General features: G+C 63.7%; 26 protein-coding genes. 6 read left to right on the top strand and 20 right to left on the bottom strand.

Going from position 1 to position 26,123, the window contains the following annotated elements; all coding sequences use genetic code 11:
• The first annotated feature begins 445 nt into the window (after positions 1 to 445).
• From waaC to NCR38_RS10110, 4 genes are all read left to right on the top strand, one after another.
• Entirely contained in the window at positions 446 to 1,387 is a 942-nt protein-coding gene (gene waaC / locus NCR38_RS10125) for a lipopolysaccharide heptosyltransferase I (RefSeq protein ID WP_284503687.1), read from the top strand.
• A gap of 61 nt (positions 1,388 to 1,448) precedes the next feature.
• Complete coding sequence (locus tag NCR38_RS10120; RefSeq protein ID WP_250476952.1) at positions 1,449 to 2,333, top strand: Kdo hydroxylase family protein; 885 nt, start codon at positions 1,449 to 1,451, stop codon at positions 2,331 to 2,333.
• Positions 2,330 to 3,688: a lipid IV(A) 3-deoxy-D-manno-octulosonic acid transferase gene (gene waaA, locus NCR38_RS10115; protein ID WP_250476951.1), complete on the top strand. Its 1,359-nt coding sequence runs from the start codon at positions 2,330 to 2,332 to the stop codon at positions 3,686 to 3,688. The genes NCR38_RS10120 and waaA overlap by 4 nt, the downstream gene beginning before the upstream one ends.
• A 199-nt stretch (positions 3,689 to 3,887) precedes the next feature.
• Positions 3,888 to 4,694 carry an FkbM family methyltransferase gene (locus NCR38_RS10110; RefSeq protein WP_250476950.1) on the top strand — a complete coding sequence of 269 codons (807 nt, stop codon included), beginning with the start codon at positions 3,888 to 3,890 and terminating at the stop codon, positions 4,692 to 4,694.
• 6 nt (positions 4,695 to 4,700) lie between these two features.
• Here NCR38_RS10110 and ureG read toward each other — a convergent pair whose 3' ends face one another.
• The 19 genes from ureG to NCR38_RS10015 all read right to left on the bottom strand — a co-directional run bounded on the left by ureG (position 4,701) and on the right by NCR38_RS10015 (position 23,686).
• Positions 4,701 to 5,351, bottom strand: coding sequence for an urease accessory protein UreG (gene ureG, locus NCR38_RS10105; RefSeq protein WP_250476949.1), 651 nt, complete (start codon positions 5,349 to 5,351; stop codon positions 4,701 to 4,703).
• A 12-nt stretch (positions 5,352 to 5,363) separates the two neighbouring features.
• Complete coding sequence (locus NCR38_RS10100) at positions 5,364 to 6,044, bottom strand: urease accessory protein UreF (RefSeq protein ID WP_250476955.1); 681 nt, start codon at positions 6,042 to 6,044, stop codon at positions 5,364 to 5,366.
• A complete protein-coding gene (ureE, locus tag NCR38_RS10095) occupies positions 6,031 to 6,633 on the bottom strand; it encodes an urease accessory protein UreE (protein WP_250476948.1) in 603 nt (200 codons plus the stop codon). The genes NCR38_RS10100 and ureE overlap by 14 nt, the downstream gene beginning before the upstream one ends.
• Before the next feature lie 6 nt (positions 6,634 to 6,639).
• A complete protein-coding gene (gene ureC / locus NCR38_RS10090) occupies positions 6,640 to 8,346 on the bottom strand; it encodes an urease subunit alpha (protein ID WP_061121129.1) in 1,707 nt (568 codons plus the stop codon).
• A 16-nt stretch (positions 8,347 to 8,362) separates the two neighbouring features.
• Positions 8,363 to 8,668, bottom strand: a complete 306-nt coding sequence (locus NCR38_RS10085) for an urease subunit beta (RefSeq protein ID WP_061121130.1) — start codon at positions 8,666 to 8,668, stop codon at positions 8,363 to 8,365.
• 4 nt (positions 8,669 to 8,672) lie between these two features.
• Positions 8,673 to 8,975, bottom strand: a complete 303-nt coding sequence (locus NCR38_RS10080; RefSeq protein ID WP_014192076.1) for an urease subunit gamma — start codon at positions 8,973 to 8,975, stop codon at positions 8,673 to 8,675.
• A 75-nt stretch (positions 8,976 to 9,050) separates the two neighbouring features.
• Positions 9,051 to 9,770, bottom strand: a complete 720-nt coding sequence (locus tag NCR38_RS10075; protein WP_250476947.1) for an amino acid ABC transporter ATP-binding protein — start codon at positions 9,768 to 9,770, stop codon at positions 9,051 to 9,053.
• Positions 9,757 to 10,407, bottom strand: a complete 651-nt coding sequence (locus NCR38_RS10070; RefSeq protein WP_061121132.1) for an amino acid ABC transporter permease — start codon at positions 10,405 to 10,407, stop codon at positions 9,757 to 9,759. Before NCR38_RS10070 ends, NCR38_RS10075 begins: the two co-directional genes overlap by 14 nt.
• Positions 10,404 to 11,081 (bottom strand): amino acid ABC transporter permease, encoded by a 678-nt coding sequence (locus NCR38_RS10065; RefSeq protein WP_250476946.1) that lies wholly within the window; start codon positions 11,079 to 11,081, stop codon positions 10,404 to 10,406. Before NCR38_RS10065 ends, NCR38_RS10070 begins: the two co-directional genes overlap by 4 nt.
• An 18-nt stretch (positions 11,082 to 11,099) precedes the next feature.
• The gene (locus NCR38_RS10060) at positions 11,100 to 11,888 is read right to left on the bottom strand and encodes a transporter substrate-binding domain-containing protein (RefSeq protein WP_061121176.1); all 789 of its coding nucleotides are present in this window, start codon (positions 11,886 to 11,888) and stop codon (positions 11,100 to 11,102) included.
• Between the two features lie 172 nt (positions 11,889 to 12,060).
• Positions 12,061 to 12,921: an urease accessory protein UreD gene (locus NCR38_RS10055; protein WP_250476945.1), complete on the bottom strand. Its 861-nt coding sequence runs from the start codon at positions 12,919 to 12,921 to the stop codon at positions 12,061 to 12,063.
• A gap of 39 nt (positions 12,922 to 12,960) precedes the next feature.
• The gene (gene urtE / locus NCR38_RS10050; protein WP_061121135.1) at positions 12,961 to 13,653 is read right to left on the bottom strand and encodes an urea ABC transporter ATP-binding subunit UrtE; all 693 of its coding nucleotides are present in this window, start codon (positions 13,651 to 13,653) and stop codon (positions 12,961 to 12,963) included.
• A gap of 90 nt (positions 13,654 to 13,743) precedes the next feature.
• Positions 13,744 to 14,628 carry an urea ABC transporter ATP-binding protein UrtD gene (urtD, locus tag NCR38_RS10045; RefSeq protein ID WP_250476944.1) on the bottom strand — a complete coding sequence of 295 codons (885 nt, stop codon included), beginning with the start codon at positions 14,626 to 14,628 and terminating at the stop codon, positions 13,744 to 13,746.
• Complete coding sequence (urtC, locus tag NCR38_RS10040) at positions 14,625 to 15,818, bottom strand: urea ABC transporter permease subunit UrtC (RefSeq protein WP_250476943.1); 1,194 nt, start codon at positions 15,816 to 15,818, stop codon at positions 14,625 to 14,627. Before urtC ends, urtD begins: the two co-directional genes overlap by 4 nt.
• A 3-nt stretch (positions 15,819 to 15,821) precedes the next feature.
• Entirely contained in the window at positions 15,822 to 17,426 is a 1,605-nt protein-coding gene (urtB, locus tag NCR38_RS10035) for an urea ABC transporter permease subunit UrtB (protein ID WP_250476942.1), read from the bottom strand.
• Between the two features lie 81 nt (positions 17,427 to 17,507).
• Complete coding sequence (gene urtA / locus NCR38_RS10030; protein WP_250476941.1) at positions 17,508 to 18,815, bottom strand: urea ABC transporter substrate-binding protein; 1,308 nt, start codon at positions 18,813 to 18,815, stop codon at positions 17,508 to 17,510.
• Between the two features lie 1,147 nt (positions 18,816 to 19,962).
• Positions 19,963 to 21,279 (bottom strand): MFS transporter, encoded by a 1,317-nt coding sequence (locus NCR38_RS10025; RefSeq protein WP_061121139.1) that lies wholly within the window; start codon positions 21,277 to 21,279, stop codon positions 19,963 to 19,965.
• Between the two features lie 175 nt (positions 21,280 to 21,454).
• Positions 21,455 to 22,231 carry an SDR family oxidoreductase gene (locus NCR38_RS10020; protein ID WP_061121140.1) on the bottom strand — a complete coding sequence of 259 codons (777 nt, stop codon included), beginning with the start codon at positions 22,229 to 22,231 and terminating at the stop codon, positions 21,455 to 21,457.
• A gap of 15 nt (positions 22,232 to 22,246) precedes the next feature.
• On the bottom strand, positions 22,247 to 23,686 hold the full coding sequence (locus tag NCR38_RS10015; RefSeq protein ID WP_061121141.1) for an aldehyde dehydrogenase family protein: 1,440 nt from the start codon (positions 23,684 to 23,686) through the stop codon (positions 22,247 to 22,249).
• Between the two features lie 218 nt (positions 23,687 to 23,904).
• On the opposite strand from NCR38_RS10015, the gene ppa reads away from it, so the two are divergent.
• Entirely contained in the window at positions 23,905 to 24,432 is a 528-nt protein-coding gene (ppa, locus tag NCR38_RS10010) for an inorganic diphosphatase (RefSeq protein WP_061121142.1), read from the top strand.
• A gap of 51 nt (positions 24,433 to 24,483) precedes the next feature.
• Here the strand turns inward: ppa and NCR38_RS10005 are convergent, their stop codons facing one another.
• Positions 24,484 to 24,777, bottom strand: coding sequence for a GIY-YIG nuclease family protein (locus tag NCR38_RS10005; RefSeq protein ID WP_061121178.1), 294 nt, complete (start codon positions 24,775 to 24,777; stop codon positions 24,484 to 24,486).
• A gap of 171 nt (positions 24,778 to 24,948) precedes the next feature.
• Here NCR38_RS10005 and NCR38_RS10000 point away from each other — a divergent pair, with 171 nt between their 5' ends.
• Entirely contained in the window at positions 24,949 to 26,091 is a 1,143-nt protein-coding gene (locus tag NCR38_RS10000; protein WP_061121143.1) for a GNAT family N-acetyltransferase, read from the top strand.
• The last annotated feature ends 32 nt before the right edge of the window (positions 26,092 to 26,123 follow it).

The following is a 26,123-nucleotide window of genomic DNA, read 5'->3' as shown; positions in this document are numbered from 1 at the left end:
GCTGTGCCGGCGCTATTTGGTGCTGAACCAGCGTCTTTTGAGTACTAGCTTGTCAGACCGTGCGCGATCCAAGCCCGGTCGGGCCTATGAGGGCGACACTTAGGCAGCCCACGATCGGCTGGCACGCATGGCCAAACTGCGTGTGACCGCGGGCCTAACAAGCTGCTTTCTTTGGTTACTTTCTTTGCAGCAGCAAAGAAAGTGACTGCCGCCCCGCATAGGGGCAACGCTAATAAACCAACAACAAAACGGGATCCGGCGGAAGAGCCCAGTCCCCCCGCACGCCGCCCCCAGCGGCCAAGCATTTCTTAGCCAAACTCCCCCGACACGCTCTAAAATCTCCCCTTTCCTGCTCACTGCGCCGCGCCGTCCGCGCCTTTCCCTCCACAGCGTGCAAAAGATCCTGATCGTCCGCGTGTCGTCGCTCGGCGACGTCGTTCACAACATGCCGGCTATCGCCGACATCCGCCGCCGCTATCCCGATGCACGGATCGACTGGCTCGTCGAGGAAAGTTTCGCGGGTCTCGTCGAACTGGTGCACGGCGTCCGTCGCGCGATCCCGTTCTCGCTCAGGCGCTGGCGCAAGGCGTTCACGTCGCCCGCGAACTGGCGCGAGATCGGCAAGTTCAAGCGCGAGCTCGCCGCCGAAAAATACGATCTCGTGATCGACTGCCAGGGCCTTATCAAGACCGCGTGGGTCGCGAGCTGGGCGCGCGGGCCGCTCGTCGGGCTCGGCAATCGCACCGACGGCGCCGGCTACGAATGGCCCGTGCGTTTCTTCTACGACCGCCGCGTGCCGATCGAGCCGCGCACCCACGTCGTCGAGCGCACGCGGCAACTCGTGGCGGCCGCGCTCGATCTGCCGAAGCCGCAGATGACCGACGACATCGACTTCGGCCTCGACACGCGGCGCGCGACGCTCGCCGTCTCCGAGCTCGGGCTGAATCTGCCGGTGCCGTATGTCGTGTTCGTGCACGCCACGTCGCGCGCCGACAAGCAATGGCCCGAAGCCGCATGGATCGAGCTCGGGCAGGCGCTCGTCACGCGCGGCGCATCGATCGTGTTGCCGTGGGGCAGCGAGGCCGAACGCGCGACGAGCGAAAAGCTCGCGAAGGAATTCGGGGCGGCCGCGATCGTGCCGCCGAAGCTCTCGCTGCCCGCGGTGGTCGGACTGATCGACGGCGCCGCCGCGACCGTCGGCGTCGATACGGGCTTGGTGCATATTGCCGCGGCGCTGAAGCGCCCGACCGTCGAGTTGTACAATTTCTCGACCGCATGGCGCACCGGCGGCTACTGGTCGCCGCAGGTGGTCAATCTCGGCGACGCGAGCCGGCATCCGACGCTTTCCGAAGTCAAGACCGCGCTCGCGGGCTTCGGCCTGCTGTAGCGTGCTGTGGCGTTTTCATCGTGCGCTGCGCCGTGCGCTTGCAACTCAAGGTCGTAGACACATGACGGAATCTCAAATTATCGAAGTCGCGTCTGGCGATTGGCAGGGAAAGAATCTCTCCGTGCCGCGCGAGACGCTCCTGGCCGGCGTCGAAAACGGCAAGGTGCTGTATTTCCCCAATCTGCGTTTTCCGATCGAAGGCGGCGAACTCGCGCTGCTCGATCCGAAGATCGCGGACCCCAAACGCAAGAACATCAGTCTCGCGCCCAACGGCGGCGCGTTGAACGGCGTGCTCGGCGATAGCGTGATGCAATCGGCGGTGCGCTCGCTCATCAAGCGTTATCAGGATCATGCGCGCTCGCTCGTCGACGGCCTCTTTCCCGAATACGACGGCAAGCTGCGCGTCGCGCCCACGAGCCTGCGGCTGCATCAGGTCGAAACGCGCGAGACATCCTGGCGCAAGGACGACAGCCGCCTGCACGTCGATGCTTTTCCGTCGCGCCCGAACTACGGCGAGCGCATCCTGCGCGTGTTCACGAATGTCAACCCGAACGGATCGCCGCGCGTGTGGCGTGTCGGCGAACCGTTCGAGGACATGGCCAAGCGCTTCCTGCCCGGCATCAAGACGCAGATGCCCGGTTCGGCGTGGCTCATGAATCTGCTGCACATCACGAAGTCGCCGCGTAGCGAATACGACCATCTGATGCTGCATCTGCATGACGCGATGAAGGCCGATCTCGACTATCAGAAGACTGCGCCGCAGGAGACGATGCCATTTCCGCCCGGCTCGGTGTGGGTCTGCTTCTCCGATCACACATCGCACGCGGTGATGTCCGGCCAGTTCATGATGGAGCAGACCTTCTTTTTGCCCGTCAAGGCGATGGTGCGCCCCGAATGCGCGCCGCTCGGCATTCTCGAGCGCCTGAAGGGCAGGGCGCTCGTTTGAGCGGCGCCGCTTCCGCGGGCGCATCGGCTGCCGTCCTGAGGCTCGTCTACCGGGCGCTCTGGTGGATCGTCGCGCCGCTCGCGGTGCTGCGGCTCTACATCCGCTCGCGCAAGGAGCGCGGTTACCGCGAGCATATCGGCGAGCGGTTCGGACATATCCCTGCCCGCCGCGCCGACGATCTCGCGCCGCTCATCTGGGTGCATGCGGTATCGGTCGGCGAGACGCGCGCGGCGCAACCGCTCATCGACGCATTGATGAAGGCGCATCCCGAAGCCCGCGTGCTGCTCACGCACATGACGCCGAGCGGCCGCGCGACGGGCCTCGAACTGTTCGGCGATCGCGTGTCGCGCAGCTATCTCCCCTACGATTTGCCCGTTCTCGTGCGGCGCTTCCTGCGCGCATGGCGTCCGTCGCTCGGCATCGTGATGGAGACGGAAGTCTGGCCGACGCTCATCGACGAATGCAAGCGCGGCGACGTGCCGCTCGTGTTGACGAACGCGCGCATGTCGGAGCGGTCGTATCGGCGCGCGGCGAAGTTCGGGCGCGCGGTGCGCGAAGTGTTCGGCGGCTTTTCGCGCGTGCTCGCGCAGACGCCGTCCGACGCCGAGCGGCTCACCGCGCTCGGCGCGCGCAATGTCGCGGTGCTCGGCAATCTGAAGTTCGATATGACCGCGCCGCCCGAACTGGTCGCGCGCGGTCAGGCGTGGCGCTCGGCGATCGGCGAGCGGCCGGTGTGGGTCGCGGCGAGCACGCGCGAGGGCGAGGAGACGCTCGTGCTGCGCGCGTTCGCGGCGCTCAATGTGCCCAATGCGTTGCTGATTCTGGTGCCGCGTCACCCGCAGCGGTTCGATGAAGTGTCGGCGCTGATCGCGAGCCTGGGTCTGACGAGCGCGCGCCGTTCGGTGTGGGCGCCGAAGCCTGCGGCGGCGGGATCGGGCGCGGATGTGCCCGAACCGCTGCCGGAAAGCGTGCAGGTCCTGCTCGGCGATTCGATGGGCGAACTCGGCGCGTATTACGCCGCGGCGGATCTCGCGTTCATCGGCGGGAGCCTGTTGCCGCTCGGCGGGCAGAATCTGATTGAAGCGTGCGCGGCGGGCGTGCCGGTGCTGATCGGGCCGCATACGTTCAATTTCACGCAGGCGACCAACGATGCAATCGCGGCAGGCGCCGCACTGCGTGTGCAGGACCCGCAGGAACTCGCGCGCGGGCTGCGCGAGATTTTCGGCGACAAGGCAAGGCGGCTTTCGATGAGCGCGGCCGCGTCAGCCTTCGCGGCGCGGCATCGCGGCGCGACGCAGCGAACGGTGAGCGTGCTGAGCGCATTGCTCGAAGAGGAAAGCGACGCGGCGAAGTGATTTCGTCATCGCGTCAGTGGTGCCTTGACCTGCGGTTCTTCGGTCAATCATCTGACCTTAACCCTTATTCCGCTGACAATTCGAGGGTTGAACGCCGGAAAGGTTAGAGGGATACTGAACCTCCACCCGGCCGCGTCGAACGCACATCCATAGGCCGGACGCCTGCGAACATGCTGCCAAGCTTCTTTCGAGGACGCGCATGCAAGATTTCATCAGGTCCGTCGTCAAAGACATGATTCCGCCAGGCCTCTTGCGCCTGCTGCGGCCCCGCCACACAGCAACCGATGCATGGGGCAGCGTCCGATACGGCACGCACGGTCTCGTGCTCCCGGGCAACAGGCGCTTCGAATATCGGCCTTGCCTCGCGGATCGCTCGGTTTGCAAGCAGATCTTCTTTCTGCGCCAGTACGCCACGGATCATCTCAGCCGCGCGAAGGAGATCGCGGCGTTCTATGAGGCTTGCGAAAATCCGCTGATCGTCGATGCGGGCGCCAATATCGGCGCCGCTGCGGTGTGGTACGCGCTCACGTATCCAAAGGCAAAGATCGTCGCCATCGAGCCGGATGTATCGAATTTTGCGCTGCTCAAGAAAAACGCGGAGGCCTTTCCTGCGATCACGCCGCTGAACGCCGCGATCGCGGCCACGCGCGGCACGCTCTATCTCAACGATCCGGGCGCGGGTGAATGGGCCTTCCGCACGGCCGACCGGCCCATGGAAAATGGGTATGCCGTCGACGCGCTGACGCTCGAAGACGTGATGCCGGCATCCGGCGTGACGCCGTTCATTCTCAAGATCGATATCGAAGGCGCGGAATCGGACCTGTTTTCGCGCCATTGCGATGCCCTGAACATGTTCCCGGTCGTCGTGATCGAGTTGCACGACTGGATGCTTCCCGGCGAATCGAACAGCCGCAACTTCCTCAAATGGCACGTCGAGATGAAGCGCGATTTCGTGCAGGTGGGTGAGAACACGGTCTCGATATCGAACTCGATTGCGCTGGCCTAGCGCGTCTTACGCGAGCAGCAGTCCCTTCTTCTCGATGAAGCCGACGACTTCATCGAGCCCGTCGAGCGCCTTCAGATTGCACATGACGAAGGGCCGCTCGCCGCGCATCTTCCTCGCGTCGCTCGCCATGATGTCGAGATTCGCGCCGACATGAGGCGCGAGGTCGGTCTTGTTGATCACGAGCAGATCCGACTTCGTGATGCCAGGGCCGCCCTTGCGCGGAATCTTCTCGCCGCCCGCCACATCGATCACATAGATGGTCAGGTCGGAGAGTTCCGGGCTGAAGGTCGCCGCGAGGTTGTCGCCGCCGGATTCGATGAACACGATATCGGCGTCCGGAAACTTCGACACCATGCGATCGACGGCCTCGAGATTGATCGACGCATCCTCGCGGATCGCCGTATGCGGACAGCCGCCCGTCTCGACGCCCATGATGCGCTCGGCCGGCAGCGCGCCCGCGATCGTGAGCAGGCGCTGATCTTCCTTCGTATAGATATCGTTGGTGATGGCGACGAGATCGTAGTTGTCGCGCATCGCCTTGCAGAGCATTTCGAGCAGCGTGGTCTTGCCGGAACCGACCGGGCCGCCGACGCCGACGCGCAACGGCGGCAGTTTCTTGGTTCGGCGGGCGGCGGAAGAATAAGCGGGAGTGTTCATGAAAATACCGGTTCAGGAGCGGAAGAGCCGCGAGTATTGCGATTCATGCCGCGCGGACAAGATGCCGAGTTGCGGCGCGAAGGTGTTGACCCGTTCGGGCGATGTATCGAGCGCGCGGCGCACGGCGGCGTCGATCGGCTCGCGCAACGCGACGATGATGCGCTGCCCCGCGAGCTGGCCGAGCGGCACGGCCTTGAGCGCGGCGGCCGCCTGATTCTCGACCCAGCTGAACGCGTAGGCGGCGAGCGCTGCTTCCGCCGCCGCATCGTGCGCGAACGCGGCGAAGGCGAACGCGCTCGGTTGCGCGATGGGTTTGATCGCGGCGAGCGTCGCGCGGCGCGATGCGTCGCCCCATTCGAGCGATGCGCACAACTGCGCGAGCGACCAGCCCATCTGCTCGGTTTCGCGTCTCAGTTCCGCCGATTCGCGGCTCGCGATGTATTCATCGTTCGCCGCTCTCAACGCGGCTTCGTCGTGCGAACGCCAATGCTCGATCTGATGCGCGAGCAACGGCAGTTCGCCACGCGCGAGCACGGTGCTCAAGCCGCTCGCGATCCAGTCGCGCGCGCTGTCGCCGTCGTGGACCAGGCCGTGCTCGATCGCCGCTTCGAGTCCCTGCGAATAGCTGAACGCACCGATCGGCAGCGCCGGCGACGCGAGATGCATAAGCGCCGTGAGTTCAGCGATGCGCATGACCGTGATGATGGTGATGATCGTGACCGCACGACGAGTGATCGTGAGCATGGTCGTGATCGTGCGAATGATCATGCCCGTGATGCTCGTCGAAGACCTTTTGCGCGAGCGCGTAGTCTTCGCTGAACGTCTCGTCATGGCCGTGCTTGTGACCGCCGCCGTATGCGCCGGTTTCGGGCTGGAACGGCTGCGATTCATGCGCGACGAGCACGCCCAGGCGCTTCAGCATGTCTTCGAGCACGGGATCCGCTTCGAGCTTGAGATAGTCCGCGCCGACTTCCACTGGCGTATGGCGATTGCCGAGGTGATAAGCGGCACGCGTCAATAGCCGCACGCTCGGCGCGCGCACGACGAGCACGTCCTGCGTTGCCGCGACCACGCGCACGAAGCCGCCGTCATCCGCGACGAGCATGTCGCCGTCCGCGAGCACGGTGCCGCGCGGCATCACGAGGGCGACTTCCTCGCCGTTGTCGAGCGTGGCGGCGAGACGGCTCTTGCCGCGCGCATCGAAAGGCAGGGTGAGGGTAGGCGCGCGCTTGACGAGCACGGGCGCGAGCTTGGCGGTCAGACGTTTGTCGATGGTACGCATGAAGACTCAGAACAGAAAATAGCGCTGCGCCATCGGCAGAACGGTGGCGGGATCGCATGTGAGCAATTGCCCATCGGCGATCACCTGATAGGTCTGCGGATCGACGCTGATGGACGGCTGCCATGCATTGTGAATCATGTCGGCCTTGGTCACATTGCGGCAGTTCTTCACCGCGACGATCTGCTTGTTGAGGCCGTAACGATCCGCGATGCGCGATTCCGCCGCGAGCTGCGACACGAAGGTCAGCGACGTCTTGCCGAGCGCGCCGCCGCGCGTCGCGAACATCTCGCGGTAATGCACCGGCTGCGGCGTCGGAATGGACGCGTTCGGGTCGCCCATCTGCGCGACCGCGATCATGCCGCCCTTGACGATCATCGCGGGCTTCACGCCGAAGAACGCGGGCTCCCAGAATACGAGATCGGCCCATTTGCCCGGCTCGATGGAACCGACTTCATGCGCGATGCCATGCGTGATCGCCGGATTGATCGTGTACTTCGCCACATATCGCTTCGCGCGGAAATTGTCGTTGCGCGCATTGTCTTCGGCGAGCGCGCCGCGCTGCACCTTCATCTTGTGCGCCGTCTGCCAGGTGCGAATGATGACTTCGCCGACGCGGCCCATCGCCTGCGAATCGGACGACAGCATCGACAACGCGCCGAGATCGTGCAGGATGTCTTCGGCCGCGATCGTCTCGCGGCGAATGCGCGATTCCGCGAACGCGATGTCCTCCGCGATCGACGGATCGAGGTGATGGCACACCATCAGCATGTCGAGATGCTCGTCGAGCGTGTTGACGGTGTAGGGGCGGGTCGGATTGGTGGAAGAGGGCAGCACGTTCGATTCGCCCGCCACCTTGATGATGTCCGGCGCATGGCCGCCGCCCGCGCCTTCGGTGTGATACGTGTGGATCGTGCGGCCCTTGAACGCGGCGATGGTCGTCTCGACGAAGCCCGCTTCGTTGAGCGTGTCGGTGTGGATGGCGACTTGCGTGTCGGTGTCGTCGGCCACCGACAGGCAATTGTCGATCGCGGCGGGCGTCGTGCCCCAGTCCTCGTGCAGCTTCAGGCCGATCGCGCCCGCTTTCACCTGTTCGATCAGCGGCCCGGGCAGGCTCGCGTTGCCCTTGCCGAGAAAGCCTAGATTGACCGGCCAGCCATCGGCGGCCTGCAGCATGCGCTCCATGTGCCAGGGGCCCGGCGTGCAGGTCGTCGCGTTGGTGCCGGTCGCGGGTCCGGTGCCCCCGCCGAGCATCGTCGTCACGCCGCTCGCGAGCGCTTCGTCGATCTGCTGCGGGCTGATGAAGTGGATATGCGTATCGACGCCGCCCGCGGTGACGATCATGCCTTCGCCCGCGATCACTTCGGTCGCCGCGCCGATCGCGATGCTCACGTTCGGCTGGATGTCGGGATTGCCCGCCTTGCCGATCGCGAAGACGCGTCCGCCCTTGATGCCGATATCGGCTTTCACGATGCCCCAGTGATCGAGGATCAGCGCGTTCGTCACGACCGTATCGACGACCTCGGCGGCGGGGCGTTGCGACTGGCCCATGCCGTCGCGAATCACCTTGCCGCCGCCGAATTTCACTTCTTCGCCGTAGGTGGTGAAGTCGCGCTCGACTTCGATGATGAGATCGGTGTCGGCGAGGCGCACGCGGTCGCCGGTGGTCGGGCCGAACATTTCAGCATAAGCGCGGCGGCCGATGCGTAGCGTCATGTTTTCGATGTCCTGTTCAGAGTGGGCCCATCACGAGGCCATTGAAGCCGTAGACGTGCCGGTCGCCTGCGAGCGCGACGAGCTCGACGGTGCGCTCCTGTCCCGGCTCGAAGCGCACGGCCGTGCCCGCCGCGATGTTCAGCCGAAAGCCGCGCGCCTTCTCGCGTTCGAACTTCAGTGCCGCGTTGACTTCGTAGAAGTGAAAATGCGAGCCGACCTGCACGGGACGGTCGCCATGATTCGCGACGACGACCGTCACGGTCTCGCGTCCCGCGTTGAGTTCGTGCTCGCCATCGTCGATGAAGTATTCGCCGGGGATCATGTTCTTAAGGGATCGGATGATGAACCGTCACGAGCTTCGTGCCATCGGGGAAAGTCGCTTCGATCTGGATGTCGGGAATCATCTCCGGCACCCCTTCCATCACGTCGTCGCGCGTGAGAAGCGTGGTGCCGTAGTGCATGACTTCGGCGACCGTCCTGCCGTCGCGCGCGGCTTCCATCAATGCGGCCGAAATGAATGCGACCGCTTCCGGATGATTGAGCTTGAGGCCGCGCGCGCGGCGGCGTTCGGCGAGCAATGCTGCGGTGAAGATCAGCAGCTTGTCCTTTTCTCGGGGCGTGAGTTTCATGAGCTTCTTTTACGGAGAAAGGCGTTTCGGGCCTTGCAATGCTAGCATCGGACGGGCTTTCGGAGAGCTTGCATGTCACTGGATGAAGCGCTGCAGCTCGACGCTCGAGGGCTTTTCGAAAATGGCTTCCGGCGCCCCCGATTCCCACACGCGTCCCTGATGCATGAACACGACCTTGTCGCTCACCTTGCGTGCGAAGCGCATCTCGTGCGTGACCATGATGAGCGTCATGCCGTCGCGCGCGAGATCTTCGACGACCGCGAGCACTTCGCCGACGAGTTCCGGATCGAGCGCCGACGTGATCTCGTCGCAGAGCAGGACGGTCGGCTTCATCGCGAGCGCGCGCGCGATCGCCACGCGCTGCTGCTGGCCGCCGGAAAGCTGATCGGGATAGGCGTCGAACTTGTCGCCGAGACCGACGCGCTCGAGCACAGTATGCGCGGTCGCGCGCGCCTTCGCCTTGTGGATCTTCCTGACCACGGTCTGCGCGAGCATCACGTTCTCTCCCGCGGTCAGATGCGGAAAGAGGTTGTATTGCTGAAACACCATGCCGACCTTCAGACGCAGCGCGCGCAGGTCGGCATGACGCGCATCGATATGCTCGCCGTCGATTTCGATCGAACCTTCGTCGATGCTTTCGAGCCCGTTCAACGTGCGCAACAGCGTGCTCTTTCCCGAGCCGCTGCGCCCGATGATCGACACGACCTGACCGCGCTCGACGGCAAAGTCGATTCCCTTCAGCACCTGATTCGCGCCGAACTGCTTGTGAAGATTGCGGGTTTCAACGAGCGGCATTCCATTTCCTTTCGAGCGTGCGCGCATAGCGCGTCAACGGATAGCAAAGCACGAAGTAGATGATGGCGACGAGCCCATAGACGAGGAACGGCCGGAAAGTCGCGTTCGAAATCATCGTGCCGGCCTTCGTGAGTTCCGTGAAGCCGATGATCGATACGAGCGCCGTGTCCTTCACCGCCTGCACCGCGAAGCCGACCGTCGGACCGACCGCGATGCGTGTCGCCTGCGGCAGGACCACGTGTCGAAGCTGCTCGAAGTAGCTCATCGCGAGACTGGATGACGCTTCCCATTGTCCCTTCGGCACCGCTTCGACCGCGCCGCGCCAGATTTCCGCGAGATAGGCGCTCGTGAAGAGCGTGAGACCGACCGTCGCGGCGAGCCACGGCGAAACCTCGATGCCGAGCAGCGGCAGGCCGAAGAACACGAGGAACAGTTGCATCAGCAGGGGCGTGCCCTGAAAGATCTGGATATACGCCTTGACGAGCGTGCGCAGCAGGTGCGAACCCGAGACGCGCATCACGAGCAGCGCGAAGCCGACGATGCCGCCCAGCACGAACGACACGATCGACAGCACGACGGTCCAGCGCGCCGCGAGCAACAGGTTCTCGACAATTTGCGCGAGGGTGAACTCGATCATCGCGCTGCGCTCCGGTTGCTCATCAGAAAGCGCTTGCCCGCCGCGTTCAACGCGGTGCGCAACACGAGCGCCATCACGAGATACGCAGCCGTAATGAAGAAGCACGTTTCGAAGGCGCGGAAGTTGCGTGACTGAATATAGCTCGCGGCGTAGGTGAGGTCCGGCACCGAGATCTGCGATACCACGGCGGAGCCGAGCATCGTGATGACGATCTGGCTGGTGAGCGCGGGAAACACCTTCGCGAGCGCCTGCGGCAGCACGACATGGCGAAACGTCTCGCCGCGCGACATCGCCAGCGACGCCGCCGCTTCGTGATGCCCCTTCGGCACGGCCGCGATGCCTGCGCGGATGATTTCGATCGAGTACGCGCCGAGATTGAGCGTCATCGCAAGAATGGCCGCGACGTATTCGCTCAGGTGAATGCCGAGCGCGGGCAGGCCGAAGAACACGAAGAACAGTTGCACGATGAACGGCGTATTGCGCACCGCCTCGACATAACCGCCGACGATCGCGGCGAGCCACGCTTGCCGGCTGTCGCGCGCGGCGGCACCGAGCACGCCGACCGACACGCCGAGCGCCGTCGACACGGCGGTCAATGCGAGCGTCGTCGCCGCGCCGCTCGCGAACATGCCCGCGTACTGCGCGAGATCGGCGAATTGAAGTTCATAGGCCATACGTTGCCGCGCTCTTGATCAAAGGCTCGCGGGCAGCGGCTGGTTGAACCACTTCTTCGACATCGTGTTGAGCGTGCCGTCCTTTTTTGCCTGCGCGATGGTGTCGTCGACCTTGGTCATCAGGCGCGGCTCGTTCTTGTTCATGCCGACGAAGCAGGGCGAATCCTTGATGATGAACTTCGCTTCCGGCCGGCGCGGCGGATTCTTCGCAAGGATCGCGGCCGCGACGATGTTGCCCGCCGCGATCAGTTGCACCTGTCCCGAGAGAAACGCGGAGATGGTCGCGTTGTTGTCCTCGAAGCGCTTGATGGTCGCGTTCGGTGCCATCTGCGACAGCGCGATTTCTTCCAGCGCGCCGCGCGTCGCGCCGACGGTCTTGCCGGTGAGATCGGCGGGGCTGCTCACCTTGATGTCGGCGGGGCCGAACACGCCCTGGAAGTAGGGCGCATAAGGGGTGGAGAAATCGAGCACCTTCTCGCGTTCCGGCGTCTTGCCGAGCGACGAGATCACGAGATCGACCTTGTTGGTCGTGAGATACGGAATGCGGTTCGCGCTGTTCACGGGCACGAGCTCGAGCTTCACGTTCATCGATTTGGCGAGCAACGCGGCCATGTCGACGTCGTAGCCTTGCGGCTTCATGTCCGCGCCGACCGAGCCGAAAGGCGGATAGTCCTCGGGCACGGCGACGCGCAATGTGCCGTTCCTGGCGATGGTGTCGAGGGCGTCGGCGTGCGCGGCGAAGGGCGCGAGGGAAAGCAGCAACGCGACGAGTGCGGTGCGTCGCGCGCGGGAAAACGTGGTGAGCATCGATGATCCTTCGGTCTTGAACGGCCGCATTGGAAGGCGCGGCTCTCGAGCCGAGGCTTAAAGCGAGAGTCGTGCCATCGATGTCTATTCGTTGTATCGCCTGCGTTTGCCGGTTGCAAGCCTGTCGTCGCGCACAACGGGTGTGCAATCCGATGCGCTGCGCTGGTGCGTACTAGGTAGTCCACAAACGCAAAGGCCGCGCATCGACGCCATGCACGACGGGACGAAGGCGCGTCCAGCAATCGGTGAGCGTGTTCTGGAGCGGCTCCATCGAGCGGCTGATCGCGCGCACGATCAAGACGCCCGGTCCGACGCACGATGCGCCGGCGCGCAGTTCATCGTCGAAGGGCAGTTGCGCGGTGAGGGCTTCGGCGAGGGCATCGTCGCAAGCGGGGCCGATCGCCCACAGCGTGCCGTAGGCGGGAAAGCCGGCGAGTCCTTGCGCGGCATCGCGCAGCGGATCGTTTGCATCGAGCAGCGTGCGCTCGAACCAGAGCGTCGAGCCGTCACGCCGCGTAATGCGCGATATCGCCTTGATGTGTCCTTGCGTCCACTTTTCGCCGGCGGCGGCGCGGCCGAGCAGCATCGCGTCCCAGCCGATCGCGCTCGCGCCTTCATCGAGTGTGAGATTGAATTCGAGTTCCACGTTCGACGACTCGAACACGATGTTGTTTTGCGGTAGCCAGTCGAGCTTCGCGTGCGCCGCGAGAGCTATATCGATGCGCTGCGTCGCGAGCTTGCCGTTGGCCTTGTACCATTTGGTCGCGCCGGGCGTCGTGATGACGGCGTGCGTGTGCTCCTGAAGGCGCACGTCGATGGACAGGCGGTCGCCGCCCGCCACGCCGCCCGGCGGATGCACGATCACCGAGTGACAGATATCGCCTTCGGGATAGAGCGGCCGTTGCAGCCTCAACGGTCCTTCGTGCTTGCGATGAACGCAAACGGTGCGGCCATGCTGATGCGCGTAGCCGAGTTCGAGCGAGCCGCGCCATGTGTTCGGATCGACGAGCGTCGCGTGCGATTCATGAAGCATGAAAAAGAAGCGATATGCGCGATGGAGAGGGAATCGTCATCATACGGCGATCAGCTCGCGCACTCCATGCTCGTCCATCTCGGAGCCCGCGCCGCCCGCGACGATTTCGCCGCGACTCATCACCCAGTAGCGATCGGCGAGCTCGCGTGCGAAGTCGTAATACTGCTCGACGAGCAGCACGGTCATGCCCATTTCATCGACGAGCTGTCGCAGCGTGCGGCCGATGTCGCGGATGATAGACGGCTGGATGCCCTCGGTCGGTTCATCGAGGATGAGCAGTTGCGGCTCGCTCATCAGCGCGCGGCCGATTGCGAGCTGTTGTTGCTGACCGCCCGAGAGATCGCCGCCTCTGCGGTTTTTCATGTCTCTGAGGACGGGGAAGAGATCGTAGATGCGATCAGGAATCTTCGATGGCGCTTTTCGGCTCGCTGCGCCGACCAGCAGGTTCTCTTCCACGGTGAGACGCCCGAAGATGTCGCGTCCCTGCGGCACGTAGGCGAGGCCGTTCGCGACACGCGCGTGAGTTGGCATCGACGAGATCTTGTTGCCGCGCCAGTTGATGGTGCCGCTTTTGGTCGGCACGACGCCCATCAGACAGCGCAGCAGTGTCGTCTTGCCGACGCCGTTGCGGCCGAGCAGCACCGTGAGCTCGCCGTCGGGCACGGTCATCTTCACATCGCGGAGGATGTGGCTGCCGCCGTAGTACTGGTTCAGGTTTTCGACTTCTAGCATTTTGGCCTGCTTTCTGTTGGGGTTTCGTTGCGCCGGATCCCGTTAGCGTCCCGGGCTTGCGCGAAACGAAAGCCCGCGGCAACAAACAAATCACCGCCCGAGATAAGACTCAATAACGGCCTCGTCCCGCTTGACATCATCCAACGTTCCTTCAGCGAGAACCCGTCCTTCAGCCATCACAGTGACCTTGCCACTGTCGCCAGCAAGCGCAGCAACGAACTCCATATCATGCTCGACGACCATCATCGAACACGATCCCCGCAGCTTGTTCAGAAGCTCGGCGAGTTCCATCGTCTCGTGATCGGTCATGCCTGCGGCAGGCTCATCGAGGAGCAAAAGAGCAGGCTGCTGCATCAGCAACATGCCGATTTCGAGCCGCTGCTTCTGTCCATGCGAAAGCTCCCCCGCGAGCCGCGTCGCCTGATGCTGCAATCGAATCAGCTCCAGTGTTTCCTCGATGCGCGCCTGTGCCTGCCGATCCAGCCGCGCGCGCAGAGATGCAAACCAGCGCTTGTCGGTCTTCATCGCGAGTTCGAGGTTTTCCCACACGGGATGGTTCTCGAACACAGTCGGCTTCTGGAATTTGCGGCCGATGCCCGTGCGAGCGATCACCGGCTCCGACATGCGCGTGAGATCGAGCGTCTGGCCGAGAAAGACCTTGCCGTCATCGGGGCGCGTCTTGCCGGTGATGACGTCCATCATCGTCGTCTTGCCCGCGCCGTTCGGGCCGATCACGCAGCGCAACTCGCCCACGTCGATGGACAACGCCAGCTTGTTCAATGCGCGAAAGCCATCGAAGCTCACGGTGACGTCCTCGAGATAGAGAATCGTGCCGTGCGATACGTCGATCTCACCGGGCGCGAGCACATGGCCCAGCCCCGAGATGACGTTGATGTTCTTGTGATTCGATTCGGGCGAATCCGGCGCGGGCGGAATCGGCGGAAGGTCGACGATCAAAGCATGGTGTGCGGTCATTCTGCGCAATCTCCAGCGGTCTTCTTGCGGCGCGCGAGATCGATGAGACCCATGATGCCGTTCGGCAAAAGCAAGGGCACGAGCGTGAAGATGAGGCCGAGGAAGAACAGCCAGTATTCCGCGAAGTATGCGGTGAAAAAGCTCTTCGCGCCGTTCACCGCAAACGCGCCGATGATCGGGCCGATCAACGTGCCGCGTCCGCCGACCGCTACCCAGATGGCCATTTCTATCGAATTTGCCGGCGACATCTCGCTCGGATTGATGATGCCGACCTGCGGCACGTACAACGCCCCCGCGATGCCGCACAGCACGGCCGACACGGTCCAGATGAAGAGCTTGTACGCGAGCGGGCTGTAGCCGAGAAACATCAGACGCGCTTCGCCGTCGCGCACGCCGGTGACGACGCGCCCGAGCTTCGACGTGACGATCCAGCGCGCCGCGAGAAACGCGAGCACGAGCACGGCGAACGTGATGAGAAACAACGCCGTGCGCGTACCCGGATGCGTGACGGAGAAGCCCGCGATGCGCTTGAAATCCGTGAAGCCGTTGTTGCCGCCGAAGCCCGTTTCATTGCGATAGAAGAGCAGCATCGCGGCGAAGGTCATGGCCTGCGTGATGATCGACAGATAGACGCCTTTCACGCGCGAGCGGAACGTGAAGAAACCGAACAGCCACGCGAGCACGCCGGGCACGAGCACGACGAGCAGCAACGCGTACCAGAGATGCTCCGTGCCTTCCCAGTACCACGGCAGCTTGTGCCAGTCGAGGAACACCATGAAGTCGGGCAGGTCGCTCTGATACGTGCCTTCGCGGCCGATCGAGCGCATCAGGTACATGCCCATCGCGTAGCCGCCGAGCGCGAAAAAGAGCGCATGGCCGAGGCTCAGGATGCCGCAGTAACCCCACACGAGATCGAGCGCGAGCGCGCCGATCGCATAGCACATGAGCTTGCCGATGAGCGTCATCGCATAGGCGGACAGATGGAACGTGCTCGTCTCGGGCAGCACGAGCGCGCTGACCGGCACGAAGATGCACATCGCGATGATGAGCGCGATCAGCGCGAGCCATCCGTTACGCGGCAGGAGCGCGGCGCGCGGCGGCAGGCCGAGCGCGAACCCCGCGCGCGCGGCGCCCGCATCGGGTTGCGGCGCGACGTCGAGATTCGCGCCGATGTTGGTCGAGGCGGTCATGGCTCAGGCCTCCGCGCTGCGGCCCTTCAGGGCGAACATGCCCTGCGGACGCTTCTGAATGAACAACACGATGAGCACGAGCACCGCGATCTTCGCGAGCACCGCGCCCCAGAACGGCTCGACGGCCTTGCTCACGAGCCCGAGCCCGAAGCCGCCGATCACCGTGCCCGCAAGCTGGCCGACGCCGCCGAGCACCACCGCCATGAACGAATCGATGATGTAGCTCTGGCCGAGATCCGGCCCGACGTTGCCGATCTGCGAGAGCGCGCAGCCGCCGAGTCCTGCGATGCCCGCACCGAACGCAAACGCATACGAATCGACGCGCGCGGTCTTCACGCCGACGCACGCGGCCATGCGGCGGTTCTGCGTCACCGCGCGCACGAAGAGGCCAAGACGCGTCTTCGTGAGCACGCCCCACGCGATCGCGACCACCGCGAGCGAGAACGCGAGGATCGTCAGACGGTTGTACGGCAGGATGAGGTTCTGCATCACCGTGACGCCGCCGCTCATCCACGAAGGATTCGTCACCTGCACGTTCTGCGCGCCGAAGAGCGTGCGCGTCGCCTGAATCAGGATCAGGCTGATGCCGAAGGTCGTCAGCAGTGTTTCGAGCGGACGTCCATAGAGATGTTTGAGCACGAGCCTTTCCAGCACGATGCCGACCAGCGCCGCCGCGATGAACGATGCGGGCACCGCGAACAGCGGATACCAGTTGAACGCGGCGGGCGCGTAATGCTGCACGAGGTTCTGCACGACATATGTCGCGTACGCGCCGATCATCAGGAACTCGCCGTGCGCCATGTTGATGACGCCGATCAGGCCATACGTGATCGCGAGGCCGAGCGCCGCGAGCAACAGCACGCTGCCGAGCGAGAGGCCCGCGAAGATCGTGCCGAAGATCTCGCTGCGGCGCTGAATCGAATCGAGCGCGTAGAGGCCTTCCTGCGCCGCGTTGCGCACGCGTTCATCGGGTTCGTCGAAGGAGCCGTCGGCTTTCTTCGCGACGATGGGGCGCAGCAGCTCGTACATGTCCAGATCGTGCCGCGCCGCGACGAGTTGCGCCGCTTCAAGGCGCTTGCCGACGTCGGGATCGTGAAGGGCGGTCATCGCCCAGAGCGTGTCGAGGCGCTTCTTCAGTTCGGGATCTTTCTCGATGGCGCGCGCGCGGTCGATCAACGGCTTCATCGAGGCGTCGGGGTTCTTGAGGAGCGCTGCGATCGCTTCGCGGCGTTTGGCGGTATCGGCGGAGGCGAGCTGCAGGCCCGACAACGCGCCGGCGACCTTCGTGCGCAGGATGTTGCTCAACGTGATCTGCTGCGCATCGGGTGCTTCGACGGTCTTGCCGGTGATCGGGTCCTTCGTGCCGTCGTCGGTCTGAATGTAGACGTGGCCGTTGTCGGTCGCGACGAGCGAGCCATCGGACAGCGCGGTCAGCACGGCGACCGATGGCGAATCGGCGTTGGCGATGAGCTTGTCGATGGCGGCGGATCTGGCTTCGAAGTCGTCTCCGGCGAGCGGGGCGAGGTCGTCGCTGGTGAGTGCGCGGGCGCTGAGCGGCGCGATCGCGATGAAGAGCGCGAGCAATACGCGCATGAAGGAACCGGTCATGATGGCCTTTCTGATGAGACATGGACGGCCGCGCGAATCAGGAAGGCGCGCGCGGCCTCACTGCTTCAAACCATCACGGCATCACGCGACACGCACGCGCTGACGGCGCAGGAACGCGGGAATGGAGCTGACGATATCCGGCTTGCCCTGATTGCCAGCGATATACGGACTCCACGGCTGCGCGCGCACCGCCGTCTTCGTCTTCCACACGACGTTGAACTGCCCGTCGCCGCGAATTTCGCCGATCATCACCGGCTTGTGCAGATGGTGATTGCCGTCCATCGACAGCGTGAATCCCGAGGGTGCGGCGAAGGTCTGGCCGATCATCGCGGTGCGCACCTTGTCGACGTCGGCGCTCTTGGCTTTTTCGACGGCCTGCTTCCACATGTGGATGCCGACAAAGGTCGCTTCCATCGGATCGTTCGTCACGCGCTTGTCGCCGCCCGGCAGGTTTTGCGCTTTCACGTACTCGAAGAATTGCTTCTCGAACTTCGAGTTGTTCGTGTTCTTTACCGACATGAAGTAGTTCCATGCGGCGAGATGGCCGACGAGCGGCTTCGTATCGATGCCGCGCAATTCTTCTTCACCGACCGAGAATGCGACGACGGGCACGTCGGTCGCTTTCAGGCCCTGGTTGCCGAGCTCCTTGTAGAACGGTACGTTGGAATCGCCGTTGATCGTAGAGATGACAGTTGTCTTTCCCCCTTGGGCAAAGGTCTTGATGTTCGCGACGATGGTTTGATAGTCGCTATGTCCGAATGGTGTGTAGACCTCTTGTATGTCCGCATCCTTGACGCCCTTGGAATGTAGGAACGCGCGCAGGATCTTGTTGGTCGTGCGCGGATACACGTAGTCGGTGCCGAGCAGGAAGAAGCGCTTGGCGCTGCCGCCTTCCGGACCCATCAGATATTCGACGGCGGGGATTGCCTGCTGATTCGGCGCCGCGCCCGTATAGAACACGTTGCGCGACATCTCTTCGCCTTCGTACTGCACGGGGTAGAACAGCAGGCCGTTGAGTTCCTCGAAGACCGGCAGCACGGACTTGCGCGAGACGGACGTCCAGCAGCCGAACACGACGGCGCACTTGTCCTGCGTGAGAAGCTGACGCGCTTTCTCGGCGAAGAGCGGCCAGTTCGAAGCCGGATCGACGACGACGGGTTCGAGCTGTCGGCCCATGACGCCGCCGCTCTTGTTTATATCGGCGATGGTCATGAGCGCCGTGTCCTTCAGCGACGTCTCGGAGATCGCCATCGTGCCCGACAGCGAATGCAGGACGCCGACCTTGATCGGACCCGTATCGGCGGCCTGGGCCTTCGTGAACGGAAGCTGACCCGCGAGGGCGAGCGCCCCCGACATGGAGCCGAACTTCAGCAGACTGCGTCGTTTCATGATGAATGTTCCCCTTGCCGATGTGTTTGTTTGAGCAATGACGATTGCTCGCATCGTTCTGCAAGGGTTATGCCAATGAGGGTGGAATGCCCGGATCGCTTGGGTTTGCGGGTGGTTCGTGGAAGGTTTTACTGCTGCGTGGTCATGTTGTGGGGCGGGGTTTTGGTGCACATCGGAGGTTGCGTGCATCGTTGCGGTGCGGGTGCGCTTTGTTTTTGCTTATTGCGCGATCCCGTTATCGTGTCGGTCTATTGGCACTGCCTCTCCCCGGGGCGGCTGTCGCTTTCTTCGCACATGTGCCAACCATGTCTCCCTGCTATTGATCGGGACGTTCGATCGGTTCCCAATTCATCGAGTTTGCAGTAGTGATTTGCAAACGAGGGCGAAGTTCTGGATGCGCTTGCGCCTGACTAAGAATTGCCATACATCCGATAAGTCGTGCGTGTTCGTTCGTCACTGGTTCGCCGCATTGATCGGCGCGATCAGGGAGGCACGTTGAAAACGAATCCTGCGGCCGCTCGCTCTGCAATGGCTGATTGCACGGCGTCTCGATGAACAGGCTCGGCGGCGGTCTTTCATCTCAATACCCTCGGCATCGCTGGTAGTTCTCAAAAGCTCGTTCCTTATATAGTAGGTAAGTGCATGAATCTTGAAACGTCGCTCGCGCGACTTGGCATTCTTCCACAGCCTCTTCTGCCTCGCTGACTCCACGCGCGGCCAATTCGGTCGCATTGTCAACCAATGAATCCGGCTGATACTCGAATGGCAGCGCGTCACCAAGCCGTGCTAGTGAGTTATTCCGAAGCTGGGATGTGTACAACTGAGGGGGCTGCACGCCGACCGATTGACCCGTCGGCCGCGAAGCGGGCCGGAGCCATTTGGCGCTGAACCAGTGAAGCAAGCGGCGCGAGGTGGCAGACCGTGCGCGAGCCAAGCTTGGTTGGGCCTACAAGGGCGATACTTAGGCGGGTGCCACTCGCGGTTGGCAAGCATGGTCAAACTGCGTGTGGCCGCGGGCCTAGACGAGCTGCTTTCTTTGCAGCAGCAAAGAAAGTGACTGCAGCCCCGCACAGGGGCAGTGCTAATAGACCGACGCGAAATCAGGATTCCACGAAAGCTAATAGCACAAAGCCCCAATCAAAAAACCCTACCGATTAACCATTCGCGCCGGCACGCTCAACGCGAGCACCGCGCCAAGCACGAGAAACCCCGCAAGCATATACATGCCGCTCGCAGTAGAAGCGGTCACCTGCTTGAGCCACCCGACGAGATAGGGACTCAAAAACCCGGCCAGGTTACCCAAAGAATTGATCATCGCAATCCCCGCCGCCGCGCCCGTCCCAGCGAGAAACGCCGTCGGCAGACTCCAGAACAAAGGCAACGTAGTGAGAATGCCCATCGTCGCAAGCGTGAGGCCGATCATCGCGAGCGTCGTGTTCGACGCCCACACCACCGACAGCACCAGCCCGATCGCGCCGATGAACGCCGGAATCGCGATATGCCAGCGGCGCTCGCCGGTCCGGTCCGCGCTGCGCGCCGCGTACAGCATGCCGATCACCGCCGCGCCATACGGAATCGCGGACAGCAGGCCGACCTGCAATGCATCGGAGACGCCCATCGACTTGATGATCGTCGGCAGCCAGAAGCTCACGCCGTAAAGACCCATCACGAACGAGAAGTAGATGAGGCTCATCAGCCAGACCTTCGGGCTCGACAGGATCTTGCCGAGCGGCAGATCTTCCTTCTCGACGTTATCCGCCGCGATATTGCGCTCGAGCAGTTCGCGTTCTTCCTGCGTGAGCCACTTCGCTTTCGCGATGCGGTCGTCGAGCATCGCGAGCACGACAAGACCGACCACGACCGACGGGATGCCTTCGAGCAAGAGCAGCCATTGCCAGCCGTGCCAGCCATGCACGCCGTCGAAACTCTTCATGATCCAGCCGCTGATCGGACCGCCGATCAGACCGGACAACGCGATGGCCGTCATGAAAAGCGTCGTCATGCGCCCGCGCCTGCGCGCCGGAAACCAGTACGTCAGATAAAGAATGATGCCGGGGAAGAAGCCCGCTTCCGCCGCGCCGAGCAGGAAGCGCATCACGTAGAACATCATCGGCGTCGTGATGAACATCGTGAGCGCGGAAATGATGCCCCACGAAATCATGATCCGCGCGATCCACACCCGCGCACCCACGCGATGCAGGATCACGTTGCTCGGTATCTCGAAGATGAAGTAGCCGAAGAAGAAGATGCCCGCGCCGAAGCCGTACACGGCGTCCGAGAGCTGCAGGTCTGCGGCCATCTGCAGTTTCGCGAAGCCGACATTCACGCGGTCCAGATACGCGACCACGTAGCAGATCAGCAAAAGCGGCGAGAGCCGCCACGCGACCTTGCGATACGTGGCCTCCTCGAAGGCCGATGGCGCACCCGCGCCGGGGCGGGGCATGGGGTTGGCGGTGCTGGCCATGTTGCTCGTCTCCTCTAGTTTTTTAGCGTTCGGCGTCGAGCGGATGGGCCCGCTCGCGATTACAGACGCGTAAGGATTCTAGCCCGTCGACATTCACGCCAAACGCTTGTTATTGCTAGGGAAAGCACGGATGTCCGGGCGCACGCCGCATCGTCGCGCGGCGTGCGCGCATCGCTCAGACGCAGCGGCCGCCGTCCACTTCGAGGGCGACGCCCGTGATGAACTCGGCGTCGTCGGAGGCGAGGTAGAGCGCCGCGTTGGCGATGTCCTGCGGCGTCGAGAAGCGGCCGAGCGGAATCGTCGCGAGGAACTTGCGGCGGTTCTCGGGCGTGTCTTCCATGCCCATGAACTCGGAGAGCAGGGCGGTTTCGCCCATCACCGGATTGATGCAGTTCACGCGGATGCGATCCGGGCCCAGCTCCACCGCGAGCGCCTTGCTCGCGATGATCACCGCCGCCTTGCTGCCGTTGTACCAGACGAGTCCCGGGCGCGGCCGCACGCCCGCCGTCGACGCGATATTGATGAACGCGCCGCCGCCCTGCTCGCGGAAGTACGGCACGAACTGCTCGACGCTCCAGTAGATGCTCTTCACGTTCACCGCATAGACGCGGTCGAATTCGGCTTCGGTCACGTCGAGTACGGGCTTGTTGCGATGCGTCGTGCCCGCGTTGTTGACGACGACCTGCACGCTGCCGAAGTCCTGGATGGCCGCGTCGAAGAGCGTTTGCCAGTCGGCGCGCCGGGTGACGTCGCCCGCCACGGCGATCGCGCGGCCGTGCTTCACTTCCGGCGACGACGCGAGCGCGATTTCGCTCGCCACACGTTCGGCCGCCGGGCCGTTGAGATCGTTGACGACGACGTTCGCCCCCTCGCGCGCGAAGGTCTTCGCGATGCCTTCGCCGAAGCCCGAGCCGCCGCCCGTCACGATCACGGTTTTGCCTTGCAGTCGCATGCCTGTCTCCGTTATTTACCCATGTTTGATGGCGATGGTCTTCAGCGTCGTGAAGCCGTACAGCGCTTCGAAACCTTTCTCGCGTCCATGCCCGGAATGCTTCACGCCGCCGAACGGCAATTCGATGCCGCCGCCCGCGCCGTAGTTGTTGATGAACACCTGCCCCGAGCGCACGCGGCGCGCGAGGCGCATCTGCCGCGCGCCGTCGCGTGTCCAGATTCCGGCTACGAGGCCGTAGTCGGTGCCATTGGCGAGTTTCAGCGCATCGGCTTCGTCGTCGAAGGGCATCGCGGCGAGCACCGGGCCGAACACTTCCTCGCGCGCGAGACGGTGCGTCGGCGGGACGTCGCGCAGCAACGTGGGCGCCTGATAGAAGCCCGCTTCGGGCGCATCGCCCACGACTTCGCCGTGCGCGGCCATCGGGATGCCGTCGTGCTGCGCATCGGATAGAAAGTCCCACACGCGCTGCTGCTGCTTCGCGCTGATGAGCGGGCCGCAGTCGAGATCGAGCTTGCTCGGACCGACCTTCAGCGCCGCGAACGCCTGCGACAGCCGCTCGAGCAGCGGCTCGTAGGCCGCGCGTTCGATCAGCACGCGGCTGCCCGCCGAGCATGTCTGCCCCGCGTTCTGCACGATCGCGGCGACGAGCACGGGCAGCGCGGCGTCGAAATCGGCATCGGCGAACACGATCTGCGGCGACTTGCCGCCCAGTTCGAGTGTCACGGGGACGTGGTTATCGGCGGCCATCTTGGTGACGGCCGCGCCCGTCGCGGGCGAACCCGTAAACGAGATGTGGTCGATGCCCGGATGCCGCGCGAGCGCCGCTCCCGCTTCGTGCCCGTAGCCGGTGACGATATTGAGCGCGCCGTCGGGCAGGCCCGCTTCCGCCGCCAGTTCGGCGATGCGCAACAGCGACAGGCACGCGTCTTCGGCCGGCTTCGCGACGCACGCATTGCCGGTTGCGAGCGCGGCGCCGACGCTGCGCCCGAAAATCTGCAGCGGATAGTTCCACGGCACGATATGGCCCGTCACGCCGTGCGGCTCGCGGATCGTGAGCACGGTATAGCCGGATTGATAGGGCAGGGTTTCGCCGTGCAGCTTGTCGGCGGCGCCCGCGTAGAACTCGAAGTAGCGCGCGATGCCGGTGGCGTCGGCGCGCGCCTGTCTGAGCGGCTTGCCGGTGTCGCGCGCCTCGATCTGCGCGATTTCCTCGTGGCACGCGCCAATCAGCATCGACAGGCGCGCGAGGATGCGTCCGCGCTCGGCGGCGCTCATCGCGCCCCAGTCGCCTTCGAACGCGGCGCGGGCGGCGGCGACGGCGAGGTCGATGTCGGCCGCCGAGCCGCGCGCGATCTGCGCGAAGATCTGCCCGTCCGACGGATCGACGACGGGGATCGTCTCCCTGCCCGATGGCGCGACCCATCGGTTGTTGATGAAATGCTTCGCGTCTTCCATGCACGTCTCCTGAAATCGGGTTTCTGCTGCTGGAATTCGATGCTGAATCCGATTATCGCGCCAACGCCCGGCGCGCGCCGTGCGTGCAAAGGACGCGCAAACCGATTGGCTATAATGACGCAATCAAGCATCCACACGCGCGAGGGTTGCGCGGTTCGTCCAGGGACCGTCCGCCCGTGCGATTCCATCTCCGACCTCAACTTCTCCAGAGAGTGCTCATGAGCTTCAACAACGTACCTCCCGGCCGTGATCTCCCCCAGGATTTCAACGTCATCATCGAGATTCCCGCGCAAAGCGATCCGGTCAAATACGAAGCGGACAAGGACATGGGCCTGCTCGTCGTCGACCGCTTCATCGGCACCGGCATGCGCTATCCGGCCAACTATGGCTTCATTCCGCAAACGCTCTCCGGTGACGGCGACCCGGTCGACGTGCTCGTCATCACGCCGTTTCCGCTGCTCGCAGGTTCGGTCGTGCGCGCGCGTGCGCTCGGCATGCTGCAGATGACCGATGAATCCGGCGTGGATGCGAAGCTCGTCGCGGTGCCGCACGACAAGATCTGCCCGATGACGGCGAACATCAAGTCGATCGACGACGTGCCCGAATACCTGAAGGACCAGATCAAGCACTTCTTCGAGAACTACAAGGCGCTCGAAAAGGGCAAGTGGGTGAAGGTCGAAGGCTGGGCGGGCATCGACGCCGCGCACAAGGAAATCTCTGAAGGCGTCGCGAACTTCAAGAAGTAAGCGCGCTTTTTGACGAAACGCCGCCGCGTTGCCGAAACGCGGCGGCGTTTTTTATTCTTCTTCGCTTGCTTCGGTCTGGGGCAGCAACGATTCGAGCGTCCGCTCTCCCGCGATCAACGCGCGCTTCTGCTGCACGCTCAGACGCTTCACACGATATTCGGCGCGCAACGCCTCCGATCTCCCTGCCAATTCGAACGACGCCAGCACTCGGAGAGGTTTCCTTGCACGCGTATAGCGCGCGCCCTTGCCGCTCGCATGCGCGCAGAAGCGCGCTTCGACGTCCGTCGCGATCCCCGTATAGAGGCTGCCGTCGGCGCATTCGATCAGATAGAGGAACCACGGCATTGCGTTGGGCCGGCGCTCGATGAATGATTTGCCGCGCATTATCGCCGAAAGCACCGCGTCGGGGCGCTTTTGTCCGCTTCGGCGTGCTGCTTCGACTTGCGCGAGAATAGCCGCTTTCGGGCGCCGCTTTTGCACGGCTCGCGCTCATCGATATTTCAGCGAGGTAGCCTGTTGAATCGCGAGGTCGAAATTCATGTAGTCGATGCGCTGGACGAAATTCCGGCCGACGACTGGAACCGGCTCGCCGGCGATAACCCGTTCGTGCGTCACGCGTTTCTCTCGGCGTTGCAGGAAACGGGCTGCGCCGTCAAGCGCACCGGCTGGCGCGCGCATCATCTGATATTGAAGCGCGGCGGCGAATTCGCCGGCGCAATGCCGCTCTATCTGAAATCGCATTCGCGCGGCGAGTATGTGTTCGATCACGCCTGGGCCGACGCCTTCGAGCGCCACGGCTTGCGCTATTACCCGAAGGCGCTGTCCGCCGTGCCGTTTTCGCCGGTGACGGGGCCGCGCCTCATCGCCGCGCATCACGAGGATCGCGTGTTGCTCGCGCGTGGCGCCATCGAATTGACGCGGCGTCTCGAACTGTCGTCGCTGCATGTGCTGTTTCCGCACGCGCAGGACGTCGAGGCGCTGACCGACGCGGGCTACATGCTGCGCGAAGGCGTGCAGTTTCACTGGGAAAACCTGCCCGGCGACGGCTACGCGAACTTCGACGCCTTTCTCGCGACGATGAGCCACGACAAGCGCAAGAAAGTGAAGCAGGACCGCCGGCGCGTGACGCAAGCGGGCGTGACGTACACGTGGCTGCGCGGCGCGCAGATCGACGAAAGCGCGCTCGACTTCTTCTACGATTGCTACGACAACACGTATCGCGAGCACTGGAACGCGCCATATCTGTCGCGCGAATTCTTCGGCCAGATTCACGCCAGCGCGCCCGACAGCATGCTGCTCGTGATCGCCGAAGCAGACGGCGAGCGGCTCGCGTGCGCGCTCAACATGATCGGCGGCGACACGATGTACGGCCGTTACTGGGGCACCCGCGAATTCATCTCGGGGCTGCACTTCGAGACGTGCTACATGCAGGGCATCGCGTATTGCATCGAGCACGGGCTCGCGCGCTTCGAGGGCGGCGCGCAGGGCGTGCACAAGATGTCGCGCGGTCTCCTGCCGACGCCGACATGGTCCGCTCACTGGATCGCCGACCAGCGTTTCGCGCACGCGATCGCCGAGTTTCTCGATGCCGAGACGCAGGCAATGGATCAGCATATCGAGGAACTCGAAGCGCATACGCCGTTCAGGAAGAAGACGTGATGCGATAATCGACGGGACCTTTCGTTGCAATA

This window comes from Caballeronia sp. INML1 (assembly GCF_023631085.1).
Classification (GTDB): Bacteria; Pseudomonadota; Gammaproteobacteria; order Burkholderiales; family Burkholderiaceae; genus Caballeronia; species Caballeronia turbans.
Note: the sequence above shows the minus strand (reverse complement) of the source record. Positions and strands in the feature narration are given on the sequence as shown.